Here is a 14,399-nt window from a genome sequence, read left to right as displayed (position 1 = left end):
AACGATCACGCGCGCCCATCGCCGTCCTCGCGCTGGACATCACCGAGCAGGGTGACGAGGACCAGCGCCGCAATCAGCCCCAGGTGCTCGAAGAAGCTGTTGAGCGCCATGAAGTGCGCCGTGCCCGTCTGGTTCCAGAAGTCGTTCGCCACGCACATCGCAACGAGCGTCAGCATGCCGAGGCTGCCGGCACCGAGCCACGTGAAGCGGCGAAACACCACGCATAACGAACCGCCGATCTCGACCACAACTGCCAGTGCAGCCCACAGCGCGGGCGGGTGCAAGCCGAAACGCGCCTGCTCCGCGACCGCGCCGTCGAAATCCAGCGCCTTCGCGACGCCGCCGATCAGAAAGGCGGAGACCAGCGCAAGCCGTACCAGCGCTCCGACCCACGGCTGCGAAAGCAGGACTCGAATCCACCCGGGGCTGTACCGGCCAGTTGCAGTCGACATGTCAGATCGCCCAGCAGGAACAACCGAACGCGCCCCAGAAGCCCTTCGCGTCCGACGTCGGCAAAGCGCTGCCCCATGCGCTCGCATGCGCATGGGCGTGCACGTTGCAGGCGCTCGCGCAGGCACACATCGCAGCGGCGGCCGCACGCTGCAGCGGTGCACCGCTGCGCTGCGTCGCGCCCCAACCGCCGTAACCGCAGTACTCGCGCACGGGCGACCAGTCCGGCATCGCGGGCGGAATCGGCGCATCGTGCGACGCGAACGGGCCCGCGCCCCATACGATCCTGCCGCCGACCACGGTCAGCAGCGCGGTCGTATCGGCGATATCGTCTTCCGCGCACGTGAAGAAATCGCGATCCGGGACCACCAGGTCGGCGAGCTGCCCGACCGCGACACGCCCTTTCTTGCCTTCCTCGTTCGAGAACCACGTGACGTACTCGGTCCACATGCGCAGCGCGGTCTCGCGATCGAGCAGGTTGCGTTGCGGATACATGCGCAGGCCGCCGACCGTCTTGCCCGTCACGAGCCACGCGAGCGACACCCACGGGTTGTACGACGCAACCCGCGTTGCGTCGGTGCCGGCCGAGACCTTGATGCCCTTCGACAGCATCTTCGCGACGGGCGGTGTCGCTTCCGCCGCCTGCGCACCGTAGCGCTCGACGAAATACTCGCCCTGGTACGCCATCCGGTGCTGCACCGCGATGCCGCCACCCAGTGCCGCGATGCGGTCCATCGATTTTTCGGTAATGGTTTCCGCGTGATCGAAGAACCAGTTCAGCCCTTCAAGCGGGATGTCCTTGTTGACCTTCTCGAACACGTCCAGCGCGCGGCTGATGGTTTCGTCATAGGTCGCATGCATGCGCCACGGCCAGCGGTTCTGCGCGAGCACGCGCACGACGCCTTCGAGATCGTCTTCCATCTGCGCCGGCAGATCCGGGCGCGCGACGCGGAAGTCTTCGAAGTCGGCCGCGGAGAACACCAGCATTTCACCCGCGCCGTTGTTGCGGAAGTAGTCGGTGCCGTCGTGATACTTCGTGCTCTTCGTCCAGTTCACGAAGTCTTCCTTCTCCGCGTTCGGCTTCTGCGTGAACAGGTTGTACGCGATCCGGATCGTCATCTCGCCCGCATCGTGCAGCTTGCGGATCACTTCGTAATCGTCGGGATAGTTCTGCGACCCGCCGCCCGCGTCGATCACGCCCGTCACGCCGAGACGGTTCAGCTCGCGCATGAAGTGGCGCGTCGAGTTGTACTGGTATTCGAACGGCAGCTTCGGCCCTTTCGCGAGCGTCGCGTAGAGGATCGTCGCGTTCGGGTTCGCGAGCAGCAGCCCGGTCGGGTTGCCCGCGGCGTCGCGCAGGATCGTGCCGCCCGGCGGCTCCGGCGTGTCCTTCGTGTAGCCGACCACGCGCAGCGCCGCTGCATTCAGCAGCGCGCGGTCGTACAGGTGCAGGATGAACACCGGCGTATCGGGCGCGGCCGCGTTGAGTTCGTCGATCGTCGGCAGGCGCTTCTCGACGAATTGATGTTCGGTGAAGCCGCCGACCACGCGCACCCACTGCGGCGCGGGCGTGACGGCAACCTGCCGCTTCAGCATCTCCATCGCGACCGCGAGCGAAGGCACGCCGTCCCAGCGCAGCTCCATGTTGTAGTTCAAACCGCCGCGAATCACGTGGCAGTGGTTGTCGATCAGGCCCGGCAGCACGGCACGGCCACCGAGGTCGACGACTTTCGTCGCGCGGCCGGCGAGCGGCATGACGTCCGCGTCGTTGCCAACCGCGACGAAGCGGCCTGCTGCTATTGCCACCGCTGTCGCGGTGGGGTTCGCGCGGTCGAGGGTCGTGAACCTTCCGTTGCGGAGGATCAGATCCGGTTGGGTCTCGGTTGCGGTCATATGCGTCACCTCGCTTCGATCAGAAGCCAAAAAGCTGTTTGAGGGTGGGGAGGGCCTGCACGCCGATCACCATGCCGAGCAACCCGACAAGGGCAATCAGCGGCGGTGCGGGAGAACGAACCTTGATCGCGCTGTAAATGACGCCGATCAGCAAGCCCGCACCCAGCGAAACCAGATAAGGTTCCATACGATCAATTTCCCGGACAAGTTGAATGGCAGGCCGTACGCCCTGGCAAACGCCCGGCGGGCGGCATCCGTGTATCGAACGGATTCCGCCGCCCGCGTTTGCGTATCGCCGATGTCACGCGTTCACAGGGAACGCGCGGCATCGGCATCGACAGTCGCGATCGACTGCGCTCACTTCGCCGGCACGGGCGCGAGCGACTCGTGCGGCGTCGCGGTGCGCGGTGCGGTCTTGTGGACCATCGTGTACGCGTAGTCCACGCCCATCCCGTACGCGCCCGAATGCTCTTTCGCGATCGCCATCACGGCATCGTAAGTCTCACGGTGCGCCCAGTCGCGCTGCCACTCGAGCAGGACCTGCTGCCACGTCACCGGCACGACGCCGGCCTGCACCATCCGCTGCATCGCGAAGTCGTGCGCATCCTTCGACGTGCCGCCCGATGCGTCGGCGACCATGTAGATCTCGTAGTCGCCTTCGAGCATCGCGCAGAGCGCGAACGTCGTATTGCAGACTTCCGTCCACAGGCCGGAGACGACCACCTTCTTGCGGCCGTTCGCGGCGAGCGCGTCGCGCACCTTCTGGTCGTCCCACGAGTTCATCGACGTGCGTTCGAGCGTCTTCTGGTTCGGGAACACGTCGAGCAGTTCGGGATAGGTGTGACCCGAGAAGCTTTCGCTTTCGACCGTCGTGATCGTGGTCGGGATGTTGAATGCCTTCGCTGCCTTCGCGAGCCCGACGACGTTGTTCTTCAGCGCCTGACGATCGATCGACTGCACGCCGAACGCCATCTGCGGTTGCTGGTCGATGAAGATCAGCTGGCTGTTCCCGGGGGTGAGTACTTCAAGCTTCGGATTGCTCATGACGGTGATGTCCTTTGACGCGGAGAAAAATGAAACCTGCCTCGCCGACCATGCCGGGGAGGCGCCTGATGCGCTGTGCCGGGAGGTTCGCCTGCCAGCCCGTGTCATTCAATACGCAAATTCATGGTAACGCCACTTAATCATTTCGATTAATAAAATACCCAAAACTCAGCCTTAAAAGTTCTTAAATCAATTGAATTCAATGGTCACGATCGGCGCTGCCTGATACGCTGGCAACAGGCTTTACACAAGGCATTCGCGCGGTATTTGTCGGTAGTTATCCGTATTTTTCACACGGTTGCCATTTGCTTATGTGGGTTTTATGAAACCGTATATTTCTTCGCTATTCGCCGGAATTCTCGCCGGTATCGTTTACTACGTGATCGGCGTGCAATCACCGGCGCCGCCTACCGTCGCGCTAGTCGGTCTGCTGGGCATCCTTGCCGGCGAACAGATCCTTCCGCTCGCACGCCGGATGCTGTCGGGGAACCGACTGGGCACCGCGTGGAGCGAAGCGAAGTGCAGCCAGCACATGTTCGGGCCCCTGCCCGGCGCGCATGCGTCCAATGCCGCGGCGAAGCGCCCGCCATCGACGCCGACGTGACGCACCTCGATTGACCTGACTCGGGCGCGCCGACTGCCGCGCGCCCGGCTTCCGCGGCCAGCACCACGCGTTGCCGGCGCGGAAAACCGGTACATATGAACATTGACGCTCGGGGCGCTGTCGACGACCTGCCCCGCCGTCCGGTTCCGGTACCCGGACGAATTGTTCCGATTCGTATTGGACTCCGCGGGTCTTGGCGATAACATGACAGCCCGACGCCCCCCGTGGAATTCACTATGAAGCTGTCATTCGAAGCGCTCGAAGCGCTGGACGCGATCGACCGCACCGGCACGTTCGCCGAAGCCGCGGAGCTCCTGCACCGCGTCCCGTCTGCGCTGACCTATCTCGTGCAAAAGCTCGAGAGCGACCTCGACGTCGCGCTGTTCGATCGCAGCGGGCGCCGCGCGAAGCTCACGCACGCCGGTCGCGTGGTCGTCGAAGAGGGCCGCCGGCTTCTGCATGCGGCCGAACAGCTCGAACTCAAGGCGCAGCGTGCGCAGCAAGGCTGGGAAACCGAGGTTCGCATCTGTATCGACGAGATCCTGCCGTTCGAGGCCTTGTGGCCGTACGTGCACACGTTCTACGGACTCGAGATGAACACGCGGCTGCGGCTGTCCACCGAAGTGCTCGGCGGCACCTGGGATGCGCTGATTTCGCGCCGCGCGGATCTCGTCGTCGGCGCGGCGGGCGAACCGCCGGAACTGCCGGACATCGTCGCGCGGCCGATCGGCACGCTCAAGCACGTGTTCGCCGTCGCCCCCACCCATCCGCTCGCGGCACTGCCCGAACCGCTGTCGATGGCGTCGGTCGTCGAGCATCGCGGCGCCGTCATCAGCGACACCTCCCGCGAACTGCAGCCGCGCTCGGTCGCCATCGATGCCGGGCAGCCGTATATCGCGGTGCCCACCCTCGCCGCGAAACTGGCCGCGCAGTGCGAAGGGCTCGCCGTGGGCACGCTGCCGGATTGCATCGCGGCACGCGCGATCGCGCAGGGCAAGCTCGTCGCCCGCCAGGTGACCGGCATGCGCGACACGACCCATTGCTATATCGCGTGGCGCGGCGACGAGGCCGGACGCGCGCTGCACTGGTGGGTCGATCAACTCGCCCGCCCCGACCTCGTCGACCGGTTCACCGCGTTCGCCTGATTCCGCCGCCCGGGCAATCTTCCATCGCGTCAGCCGAACGAATCGTGCAGGCGTTTCATCTCCTTCTCGAGCCACTCGATCAGGCTGAACGACGCGTGCTCCTTCGCGGCCGGCGGGATCATCATCTTCTCCTCGGTCGCGATGTGCTCGGTGAGCGATTCGCACATCAACCGGCCCAGTTCCGGTTTCCTCGCAATCAGCGGCGTCAGGTCGCGACTGCTCAACTGATAGACCGTCACGCCAGTCACGGCGTAGACGCTCGCGTGAAGCCGCGTTCCAGCCAGCACGACGGACTGGCCGATCGCATCGCCGGGCGCCATCCGCCTGACTTCGATGTTGCCCGTGGCACTCGGTACGAACACCGACGCGACACCGGACCCGACGATGGTCAGCAGGCGTGAATCGGAATCCGATGCGTAGATCACCTCGCCCTTGTGGAACACACGGGACACCAGCGCATCGGCCAGCACCGCCAGATCGGCGTCGTCGAGCTGCTTGAAGAGGTCGACCGCGTGCAGCAGCCGTTGACCGCGCGACACCGGACGGTGCTCCGCCGCCGACCCCGCAAGCGGGCGCAACGCGATGTCCGCGGCGGCCAGATGCCGGTGGGCCAGATCGTAGAGCCGGTTGCGGACCACGCCCTTTTTCTGCAGCGAGTCGACGTAACAGACGAGCTCGTATTCGATCGCGTTGGCCCTGAACGCCTTGACGACCGACACCGGCGCCGGATTCGTCAGCACATCCAACGAACTGGCCGCGGCCCGATCGAGCGCATTGACGACGACGGCTGGCCGCACCTGGGGATCGATCTCGACCGTTAGCGTCACACCGTGCACGCTCACGGGTTCGCTGAGATTGACGATCGTCGCTTTAGCGGCAACGCTGTTGAGCACGACGACGAGGTTGCCGAGGCTGTTGATCATCTTGGTCGCGCGCCAGTTGCTTTCGACGATCCGCCCTTCCAGATCGCCGATCGATACCGTATCGCCAAGCCGAAACGGCTGGGTGGTATTCAGGACCAGGCCCGAGAACACATCGTTCAGCGTGTTCTGGACCGCCAGACCCAGGATCACGGCCATCGCACCCGACGTCGCGACCACGCCGCTCAGCGGCAGGCCAAGCACGTAGCCGAGCGCGGCTACCGCGGCGGCGCCGAACACGGCGCCCGCGGCGATGTCGTGAAACAGCCGCTGGTTGCGCCACGCGCGCGGCAGCAGCAGATGGTCCAGCATCAGGCTGAACACCAGCGCGAACTGCAGCCACCACGCGACACCGACCACCTGAATCGCCAGCCGATCGAATCGGTCGGGCGACGGTGGCACCGCGAGCGGGCTCACGCCGGTTGCGAACAGCACATAGGTCAACGCGGCGAACGACGCGCAGCGCCACACCGCTTTCGTCGTGGAACGGCCATGCCCGAGCAGCCGCCAGGCGACGAGGTCGGCAACGACGATCGGCACGCCATAGGCGACCGTAGCGGACAGGTTCAGCATGCCGGATCGGGATGCGGACGCGCGGAAAGGTCGGACCGGGCAGGATTCATGCGTGAGTCGCTCGATTGCGCGCGAAGTCGCCGCGGCGGAGCAGTCGCCGCCGGCCTCCCCACGCTGGCATTCAGTGGCGTCGCGATATCGATGAGCGGCCGTGCAAGCAGTCTCCTGATCGCACGCCGGCCCATCGCCGACGGTCCCCGTGCAGGCAATGTAGACGCACCGGCCGGCCAGGTCCTGTGTTCAGGCTGAAACGTTCTGAATTCGTCGGCGGCGCGCGCCGTTACGCGTCGCGTCGCGGCAACTCGGCCTCGCCCGCCTCGAACCCGAGCGCGTGCACTTCGGACCATGCGTCGTGTACAACCTGTGTCGGCCCCGAGGTATGGGCGAGCGCGGCGGCATAGGCGGCCAGCAGACGCACGCGCGCATCCTCGCGCTCGCGCGTCTCGTCCACATTCCGCATCGCATCGAGCGCCGCGCGCGCGCGTTCGCGACACTCGTCCACGAGCGACAGGTCGAACAGGCACGGGACCGCGACAGCCGCAAGCGCGATGCCGACCTCCGCATCGCCGTTCGGCGAGAAGGCCCAGTCAAGTGCCGCGCGCAGATTGCCGAGTTCGCGGCGAATCACGTCGAGCCGCGATTCGGCCAGCGACCCGTCGTCGCTGCCCGGCGCAAGCCTGAACAACGTATGGAAGTAGTTCGCATGCGCGCGTGCCGCGGCCGCGCATTCGCCGTTGTTCTCGAGCTGCTTCAGCGCATAGGCGCGCGTCGTCGTCAGCAACCGGTAGCGCGGCCCGCCGTGTGCATTCTCGAGGCTCAGGAGCGACTTCGATACGAGGCCGGCGATCGTGTCGAGCAGGTCCGCATCGGCCAGCCCCTTCATCCCGACGATGTCGCGCACCGCGTCGATCGAGAAACTGTCGCGGAACACGCCGAGCCATCGCAACAGCAGGCGCTCCGCATCCCCAAGCAGGCGGTAGCTCCAGTCGTACATCGCCTGCAGCGTCTGATGCCGGGGTAATGCGGTGCGAAAACCACCGGTCAGCAACCGGAAATGGTCGTCGAGATGGGCGGCCAGCACGTCGATGCCGAGCACGGCCGCGCGGGCGGCGGCCAGTTCGATGGCGAGCGGCAGACCGTCGAGGCGTCGACAGACCGACGCCATCAGCGCCAGGCTCCGTTCGTCGAGCGGAAAGCGCGGGTCGGCGGCACGCGCGCGCGCCGAGAACAGTTGCACCGCGCTTGCGCTCAGGGTTTCGCCTTCGTCGGCGCCCTCGCCGGGCACCTCGAGCGGTGGAATCGGACACAGCCGTTCGCCCTGGATACGTAGCGCCTCGCGGCTCGTTGCGAGGACGTACAACCCGGCATCGGATTCGGTCAGCGCGGTCGCGATCTGCGCGGCGGCGTCGAGCAGATGCTCGCAATTGTCGAGCACGAGCAGCATCCGCCGATGCGCGACGCTCGCCAGCACCGCTTCGAGCGTCAACGATCCGGCCGGCTGCACGATGTCGAACGCGCCCGCCAGCGCGTCGGGTACGAATTGCGGACAGGCCACCGTGGCCAGCGACACGAACGCGGCACCATCGGGAAAGCTCGCCTCGGCCCGCATCGCGGCTTCGATCGCGACCCGCGTCTTGCCGATGCCGCCCGCCCCGACCAGCGTCACGACGCGCGCCGTGTCGAGCGCCGCAAGTACATCGGCGACGGTCTGCTCCCGGCCGACGAGTGCGGTCGGCGTGGGCGCCAGCCGCGATGTCGCGGGACGCACGGGCGCCGCGCCTTCGGTTTGTCCGCCGACCAGCCGATAACCGCGTCCGGGCACCGTGATGATCAGGTTCCGGTCGTCGGCCAGCGCCTTGCGCAACGCGGCGATATGCACCTGCAGGTTGTTTTCCTCGACGATCGTGTGCGGCCACACGCGCTGCATGATCTCGTCCTTCGACACCAATGCACCGTTCGCCCGAATCAGCAGTTCGAGAATTTCGAACGCACGACTGCCGATACGCAGCAGCTTGCCGTTCGCGCGAATTTCACGTCTGTCGAGAAAAACGTGAAGCGTTCCAATCCGGATCATGGGAATCTTTAATCGATTTCATTCATCGATGCCCTGTCAAAAATGACACCGATTTGCCGCAATGCTACGGCATTTGTGTTGCAAAATGATTCAAATTATCAGAACGGAAGATGCAAATTTTTTGAATTGATGAAAACCACGATCACCGCGACACGAACAGTGTGCACGCCGCGGCCCGCCCAGAACGGCCCGCCACGGGATCCCGCATTTTCTTCAATGCGCGAAACAGCAATTCACCAATGAACTCGTTTCATACGATAAAACGATCGCTAATTCGGAATTCATTTTTCGACCGATTCAATTGACGTGTCGAATTGAACGATTGGCGTTTACAGCCAGGTAAAAACGACGTGCAAGGTCCACCGGAACCGATTCCTGACGCGACGATCGGTCGGTTTTTCCTTTTCAGGACGATTCAGGCTCCGCTAAGGACATTCAGCCGCGCAACGCGAGACGATACTTCGACGACGCCAGTGTCGAGCGACCGCCGTCGCGCCGCAAGGAACACGACCATGGGCAACCGCATCGCCGGCATCCGGATTCCCGACAGCCCCATCGCACGGGAGGCCGCCGCGATCGTGCGCGCCAGCGAACCGGAACTCCTGGCCCGGCACGCGCTGCGCGTGTTCGCGTTTGCATCGATCATCGGGCTGCGTCGCAACATCGCGTTCGACGCCGAGCTCCTGTACGTCGCCGCGCTGTTCCACAACTTCGGGCTGACGGAGCATTACCGGCATTCGCGCCGGCGCTTTGAAATCGACGGTGCGAACGTCGCTCACGCATTCCTCGGAGGATACGGCGTCGCCGCCGACGATGCGGCGGAGGTGTGGCGTGCGATCGCGCTGCACACGACCTTCGGCATTCACCCGTACATGACACCGTTGACCGCGTTGCTCGGCGCAGGCATCGAGACGGATCTCTTCGCGCGGCACTTCGACGAAGTGAGCCGCTCCGAACGCGACGAGATCGTGAACGCGTGGCCGCGCGGCCCGTGTTTCAAGGAGCTGTTCCTCGAGGCGCTCGCCGCGGGCACCGCGCATCGCCCCGCCACCGCGTTCGGCAACGTCTGCGCCGACGTGCTCGAGCGTTGCGACCCGGACTATCGTCGGACGAATTTCTGCGGTCTGGTGCTCGGGTCGAAATGGACGGAGTGAGCAGGCCGGTCGGCCGTGCGCACTCCGTCGCGTCAGCGCCGCCGCGTCACGCGCGAACGAACGCCAGCAGTTCGTCGTTCAAGCGTTGCGCGTGCGTCAGATACAGCGCATGCGGGCCGCCCTCGTAGATGCTCAGCGTCGCGTGCGGTACACGCTTCGCCGCGACGGCGCCCGTGAGCGCGAGCGGCACCGTCTGGTCGTCGTCGCCGTGAATCACGAGCGTCGGGATGTCGAACTTGTCGAGATCCGCCCTGAAATCGGTTTCGGAAAACGCGCCGACGCAATCGAGCGTCCCCTTCAAGCCGCCTTGCAGCGCCATGAAGGACGACCAGTCGAGCGCGGCGCGCGAGATCGCCGACGTGGGCCGGTTCGAACCGGTGAACAGCGGCCAGAAATTCTCGAAGAATGCCGCGCGATCGGCCATGATGCCCGCGCGAATCCCGTCGAACACGGCCACGTCGACGCCTTCCGGATGGTCGTCGCGCCGTGCGACCAGCGGCGTCACCGACCCGACCAGCACGGCCTTCGCGATGTGTCGCGTGCCGTGCCGGCCGATGTAGCGGGCCACTTCGCCGCCGCCCATCGAGAAACCGACGAGCGTCACGTCGCGCAGCCCGAGCGTCTCGATCAGCGTCGCGAGATCGTCCGCCAGCGTGTCGTAGTCGTAGCCCGTCCACGGCTGGCTCGACCGGCCGAAACCGCGCCGATCGTACGCGATGCCGCGAAAGCCGTTCGACGCGAGATGATGCATCTGGACGTCCCACATGTCCGCATTCAACGGCCAGCCGTGAATGAACACGACCGGGCGCCCCGCGCCCCAGTCCTTGTAGTGAATCGAAACGCCGTCGCGTGTCGTGAACGTGCTCATCAAGATTCCTCAGCGGTGAAAATACGGCGGCCGCCGGACGTGGCCGGCGGATGGGGCACATCGTTCCGGCGTCACGAAAGGGACAGCCTGACGATGAACCGGTCGAGTTCGGACGCGAGGATCACCTCCCAGTAGTTCGCGGGGCGCTTCGCGCCGCGCCACTGCGGCTTGTAGATCGCGTCGCCGGTGTGAATCGTCTGCCCCGTCAGTGCGCAGCGACCGAGGGAGCGGGACTTCGCGCTGATCCAGCGCTGCTCGTCATAACGACAGCGCGTCGGATCGCTCCACGAGATCAACACCGACGAATCGGTCTGCCGCTCGGCCGCGACGATCGCGCACCGGCGGCGCGCACCGCCGCTCGACGCGGCCGGCGTTTCGTCGCGATGGCGACGGCGCGCGGCGTCCGGGTCGCGCAGATGCGGCGGTGCGCAGCGGCTCGCGGCGGGCGACGGGTCGAGCAACGTCATCACGTGCTCCCAGCGATTGAATTCGTCCATGGCGGCGTATCCAGGCAAGTGGCGAGGGGTCCGGATGTCGTGCATCCACCGCATCGCGAACGTCGTCCTTCGACGCGAACCGGCACTGACCCGCGACGGGATGACCTGATGCTGACAATAGCGGGCCGCCGCTGAAGAGTCTTGATTCCATGCTTAATTTTTCTGGCACGCGTGCTCGCGCGGCGAATGGCGCGCGCCGCCGCCGCGTTCAAGACAATTCAGCGGGAATTCAGTACAGGCCGCATGGCCCCGCGATAGGCTCCAGTCGGCGTTCGTTCGCTACCTCGCGTGCCTGCCGGCCCGCAACCGCGAACGCACGCCGGCTGCCGGCGGGAGTGCCGCCTGCGGGCAGAACCGAACCATCCATTCATTCAACGCGGCATCGTTGTACCGCACGTTCAAGGAGCCTCAATGCGTCCCGCAGATTCCGACGCCGTTCCCTCGGCACGCCGCCGAGACATGCTGCTCGCCGGCGCGACCGCCGTTGCAGCCGCCGCGCTGCCGGCTGCCGCCGCAGCCGCCGCCCCGAAACACGCCGCTTCCGGCCATCAAGGAGCCCATGCGATGAACACGATCACCACCCAGGACGGTACGCAGATTTACTTCAAGGACTGGGGCAGCGGCCGCCCGGTCGTGTTCTCGCACGGCTGGCCGCTGTGCGCCGACGCATGGGACCCGCAGATGCTGTTCCTGGTACAGCACGGTTATCGCGTGATCGCGCACGACCGCCGCGGTCACGGCCGTTCGAGCCAGCCGTCGCACGGCAACGACATGGACACGTATGCCGACGATCTCGCCGCGCTGATGAATGCGCTCGACCTGCGCGAGGCAACGCTCGTCGGCCATTCCACCGGCGGCGGCGAAGTTGCGCACTACATCGGGCGTCACGGCACGAAGCGCGTGTCGAAGGCCGTGCTGATCGGCGCGGTGCCGCCGCAGATGGTGAAATCGGCGTCCAATCCGGGCGGTTTGCCGATGGACGTATTCGACGGTATCCGCAAGAACGTTGCCGAGAACCGCTCGCAGTTCTACAAGGATCTCGCCGTGCCGTTCTTCGGCTTCAACCGTCCGGACGCCAAAGTGTCGCAAGGCACGATCGACGCGTTCTGGGCGCAGGGCATGATGGGCGGCGCCTATGGCCAGTATCTGTGCGTCAAGGAATTCTCCGAGGTCGACTACACCGAAGACCTGAAGAAGATCGACGTCCCGACGCTGATCCTGCACGGCGACGACGACCAGATCGTGCCGATCGACGATTCGGGCCGCCTGTCCGCGAAGATCGTGAAGCACGCGCAACTCAAGGTGATCCCCGGTGGCGCGCACGGAATGTGTGTCGTCAATGCCGACCAGATCAATGCCGAGCTGCTCGCATTCCTGAAGGCGTAAGCGGCGCCGCACGGCGCGCCGGACCATCGCGCCGGCGCGCCTTTTAGCATTTTTCAGGATTTTTCAGGTCGCCGCCATTCCGTTGCGACATGCGCGATCGTTAAGATCGTCGATGCGCGACCTGCGCCGATCCGGCCTCGGGCTCACGGCGCACGCGCCGGCCTGAGCAGCATCCCGATCAACACCCCCGCGACCGCGAACGCCGTCGCGACCTGGAAATTGTCGGCCAGCGCGAGCGTGGTCGCCTGGACGCGGACCGCCCGGTCGAGCAGCGCATACGCCGCCTGGTCGCCCGTCGCGAAGGTCGCGCCATGCGACACGAGCGACGCCGCGCCGGCCCGCAAGCGCTCCAGCGTTTGCGGATCCGACAGCGTGACATGCAGACCGACGAGATTCGAATGGGTAGCCTCCATGATGCGCTGGATCACCGCGATCGACGTCGTGCCGAGCTGCCCGCTCAGCAGGCGCGTCGTCTGCACGACGGCGCCGAAGGTCAGCGCATGCTCGGCCGTCACATGCTTGCCGAAGAAGAACACGACCGAGGTGAGCGCCATGGTCTGCCCCAACGCCTGAAGCAACTGCGACGGGATGAAATCGGGTTCGGCCCAGGCCGACGTGAGCTGCGCGCCGAGCTCGAACGCGACCGCCACCATCGCGAAGCCGATCACGATCAGCCGGCGCGGATCGACACGTTGCAGCAGCCATGCGACGCACGGCGCGAACAGCAACTGCGGAATCGCGATCCAGCGCAGCGTATCGCCGATCTGCAGCGGACGAAGCCCGTAGGTGCTTGCCAGAAACGCCGACGGAATGAAGCTCGTGTTGAGCACGGTGAAGCGCACGAGGCCGACGAGCAGGATCAGCAACGCGACGTTGGGCAGCGCGAGGTAGCCGAGATCGAGCCCGGCCCGTCGCGACGCCAGTTCGTGGATCAGGAACGCGGCCACCATCACGATGCCGATGCCCAGCAGCGCAACGATCAGCGGCGACTGGAACCAGAACAGCCGCTCGCCCTGATCGAGCGCGATGCACAGGCACGCGAACCCGCCGGCGCCGAGCAGCATGCCGCGCGTGTCGATGCCGGACGCGAAACGCTTGATCGGCTCGTTGGACAGCGACAGCATCAGGCACACGATGAACGGCACGGTCAGCAGCGCGTTCTGCCAGAACAGCCAGCGCCAGCTCAGGTGTTCGCTGTACCACCCTTCGAGCGTGGCCGACAGGTTGAGCGACATCTCGAGGTTCATCGCATACGCGGCGATGCCGAACGGAATGAGGCGCGGCGGCAGCGTGCGGACGACGAACCCGACGGTCAGCGGCACGAACACGCCGGACGCGAGGCCCGCGAGGCTCTGGAACACGATGAACGTGCCGAAGTTCGTGCACAGCGGCAACACGCTTTCGACCACCAGGAAAATCGCGGCGCCCGCCAGCAGCACGCGACGCGTGCCGAACACGAAGGCGGCCGCGATCGCGAGCGGTCCGACGAACATCTGCGACGCGATGAACGCGGTGTTGATCCACGCACCTTCGTCGAACCCGACGCCGAGCGCGCCGCGCACGTCGGCGAGCCCGAGCGATGTAATGCGCGACGTCAGTGTCGAGATGATCGCGCCGAGCAGCACGGCGACGATCGCGGCGATCGAGCGAAACGTCGGTATGTCGGCGGCCAGCGTCGTGGCCGGCCCCGGTGTCGCGCCACCGGGGGCGAACGTGGTGTTCATCGTCGAGCGGCTCCCGCACAAAAAGCTCGCGCAAGCATAGCGCGATGTGAAGAACCCTGTCTGTTTG

General features: G+C 65.6%; 13 protein-coding genes. 4 read left to right on the top strand and 9 right to left on the bottom strand.

The window, feature by feature from the left end; all coding sequences use genetic code 11:
* Positions 1-5: 5 nt before the first annotated feature.
* From ACN22W_RS18355 to ACN22W_RS18340, 4 genes are all read right to left on the bottom strand, one after another.
* Positions 6-452 carry a DoxX family protein gene (locus ACN22W_RS18355; RefSeq protein ID WP_419688891.1) on the bottom strand — a complete coding sequence of 149 codons (447 nt, stop codon included), beginning with the start codon at positions 450-452 and terminating at the stop codon, positions 6-8.
* 1 nt (position 453) lies between these two features.
* Positions 454-2,343, bottom strand: a complete 1,890-nt coding sequence (locus ACN22W_RS18350; protein ID WP_419688890.1) for an amidohydrolase — start codon at positions 2,341-2,343, stop codon at positions 454-456.
* Between the two features lie 19 nt (positions 2,344-2,362).
* Positions 2,363-2,530 carry a DUF1427 family protein gene (locus ACN22W_RS18345; RefSeq protein WP_412023996.1) on the bottom strand — a complete coding sequence of 56 codons (168 nt, stop codon included), beginning with the start codon at positions 2,528-2,530 and terminating at the stop codon, positions 2,363-2,365.
* Between the two features lie 170 nt (positions 2,531-2,700).
* On the bottom strand, positions 2,701-3,387 hold the full coding sequence (locus tag ACN22W_RS18340) for a hydrolase (RefSeq protein WP_412023995.1): 687 nt from the start codon (positions 3,385-3,387) through the stop codon (positions 2,701-2,703).
* 322 nt (positions 3,388-3,709) lie between these two features.
* Here ACN22W_RS18340 and ACN22W_RS18335 point away from each other — a divergent pair, with 322 nt between their 5' ends.
* Positions 3,710-3,991, top strand: coding sequence for a XapX domain-containing protein (locus tag ACN22W_RS18335; RefSeq protein ID WP_419688889.1), 282 nt, complete (start codon positions 3,710-3,712; stop codon positions 3,989-3,991).
* Positions 3,992-4,227: 236 nt separating this feature from the next.
* Positions 4,228-5,136, top strand: a complete 909-nt coding sequence (locus ACN22W_RS18330; protein ID WP_419688888.1) for a LysR family transcriptional regulator — start codon at positions 4,228-4,230, stop codon at positions 5,134-5,136.
* A gap of 29 nt (positions 5,137-5,165) precedes the next feature.
* Here the strand turns inward: ACN22W_RS18330 and ACN22W_RS18325 are convergent, their stop codons facing one another.
* On the bottom strand, positions 5,166-6,629 hold the full coding sequence (locus tag ACN22W_RS18325) for a mechanosensitive ion channel domain-containing protein (RefSeq protein WP_419688887.1): 1,464 nt from the start codon (positions 6,627-6,629) through the stop codon (positions 5,166-5,168).
* Positions 6,630-6,909: 280 nt separating this feature from the next.
* Positions 6,910-8,703 (bottom strand): winged helix-turn-helix domain-containing protein, encoded by a 1,794-nt coding sequence (locus ACN22W_RS18320; protein WP_419688886.1) that lies wholly within the window; start codon positions 8,701-8,703, stop codon positions 6,910-6,912.
* Between the two features lie 512 nt (positions 8,704-9,215).
* Between ACN22W_RS18320 and ACN22W_RS18315 the strand changes: the two genes are divergently transcribed.
* On the top strand, positions 9,216-9,857 hold the full coding sequence (locus ACN22W_RS18315; protein ID WP_419688885.1) for an HD domain-containing protein: 642 nt from the start codon (positions 9,216-9,218) through the stop codon (positions 9,855-9,857).
* A gap of 46 nt (positions 9,858-9,903) precedes the next feature.
* Here ACN22W_RS18315 and ACN22W_RS18310 read toward each other — a convergent pair whose 3' ends face one another.
* Both ACN22W_RS18310 and ACN22W_RS18305 read right to left on the bottom strand, forming a co-directional pair.
* Complete coding sequence (locus tag ACN22W_RS18310; RefSeq protein ID WP_419688884.1) at positions 9,904-10,725, bottom strand: alpha/beta fold hydrolase; 822 nt, start codon at positions 10,723-10,725, stop codon at positions 9,904-9,906.
* A gap of 71 nt (positions 10,726-10,796) precedes the next feature.
* Positions 10,797-11,222, bottom strand: a complete 426-nt coding sequence (locus ACN22W_RS18305; protein ID WP_419688883.1) for a DUF3331 domain-containing protein — start codon at positions 11,220-11,222, stop codon at positions 10,797-10,799.
* Between the two features lie 564 nt (positions 11,223-11,786).
* On the opposite strand from ACN22W_RS18305, the gene ACN22W_RS18300 reads away from it, so the two are divergent.
* On the top strand, positions 11,787-12,608 hold the full coding sequence (locus ACN22W_RS18300; protein WP_412023986.1) for an alpha/beta fold hydrolase: 822 nt from the start codon (positions 11,787-11,789) through the stop codon (positions 12,606-12,608).
* A gap of 143 nt (positions 12,609-12,751) precedes the next feature.
* Here ACN22W_RS18300 and ACN22W_RS18295 read toward each other — a convergent pair whose 3' ends face one another.
* Entirely contained in the window at positions 12,752-14,332 is a 1,581-nt protein-coding gene (locus tag ACN22W_RS18295; RefSeq protein WP_419688882.1) for an MFS transporter, read from the bottom strand.
* Positions 14,333-14,399 lie beyond the last annotated feature (67 nt).

The organism is Burkholderia theae (assembly GCF_048565265.1).
In the GTDB taxonomy this organism is placed as follows: Bacteria; Pseudomonadota; Gammaproteobacteria; order Burkholderiales; family Burkholderiaceae; genus Burkholderia; species Burkholderia theae.
The sequence above is the reverse complement of the archived record's forward strand: the minus strand, read 5'-3'. Positions and strand labels throughout refer to the sequence as shown.

What these genes read in the sequence shown, in the direction of transcription:
- ACN22W_RS18355 (WP_419688891.1), bottom strand. Translation starts at nt 452, where the DNA reads ATGTCGACTGCAACTGGCCGGTACAGCCCCGGGTGGATTCGAGTCCTG.
- ACN22W_RS18350 (WP_419688890.1), bottom strand. Translation starts at nt 2,343, where the DNA reads ATGACCGCAACCGAGACCCAACCGGATCTGATCCTCCGCAACGGAAGG.
- ACN22W_RS18345 (WP_412023996.1), bottom strand. Translation starts at nt 2,530, where the DNA reads ATGGAACCTTATCTGGTTTCGCTGGGTGCGGGCTTGCTGATCGGCGTC.
- ACN22W_RS18340 (WP_412023995.1), bottom strand. Translation starts at nt 3,387, where the DNA reads ATGAGCAATCCGAAGCTTGAAGTACTCACCCCCGGGAACAGCCAGCTG.
- ACN22W_RS18335 (WP_419688889.1), top strand. Translation starts at nt 3,710, where the DNA reads ATGAAACCGTATATTTCTTCGCTATTCGCCGGAATTCTCGCCGGTATC.
- ACN22W_RS18330 (WP_419688888.1), top strand. Translation starts at nt 4,228, where the DNA reads ATGAAGCTGTCATTCGAAGCGCTCGAAGCGCTGGACGCGATCGACCGC.
- ACN22W_RS18325 (WP_419688887.1), bottom strand. Translation starts at nt 6,629, where the DNA reads ATGCTGAACCTGTCCGCTACGGTCGCCTATGGCGTGCCGATCGTCGTT.
- ACN22W_RS18320 (WP_419688886.1), bottom strand. Translation starts at nt 8,703, where the DNA reads ATGATCCGGATTGGAACGCTTCACGTTTTTCTCGACAGACGTGAAATT.
- ACN22W_RS18315 (WP_419688885.1), top strand. Translation starts at nt 9,216, where the DNA reads ATGGGCAACCGCATCGCCGGCATCCGGATTCCCGACAGCCCCATCGCA.
- ACN22W_RS18310 (WP_419688884.1), bottom strand. Translation starts at nt 10,725, where the DNA reads ATGAGCACGTTCACGACACGCGACGGCGTTTCGATTCACTACAAGGAC.
- ACN22W_RS18305 (WP_419688883.1), bottom strand. Translation starts at nt 11,222, where the DNA reads ATGGACGAATTCAATCGCTGGGAGCACGTGATGACGTTGCTCGACCCG.
- ACN22W_RS18300 (WP_412023986.1), top strand. Translation starts at nt 11,787, where the DNA reads ATGAACACGATCACCACCCAGGACGGTACGCAGATTTACTTCAAGGAC.
- ACN22W_RS18295 (WP_419688882.1), bottom strand. Translation starts at nt 14,332, where the DNA reads ATGAACACCACGTTCGCCCCCGGTGGCGCGACACCGGGGCCGGCCACG.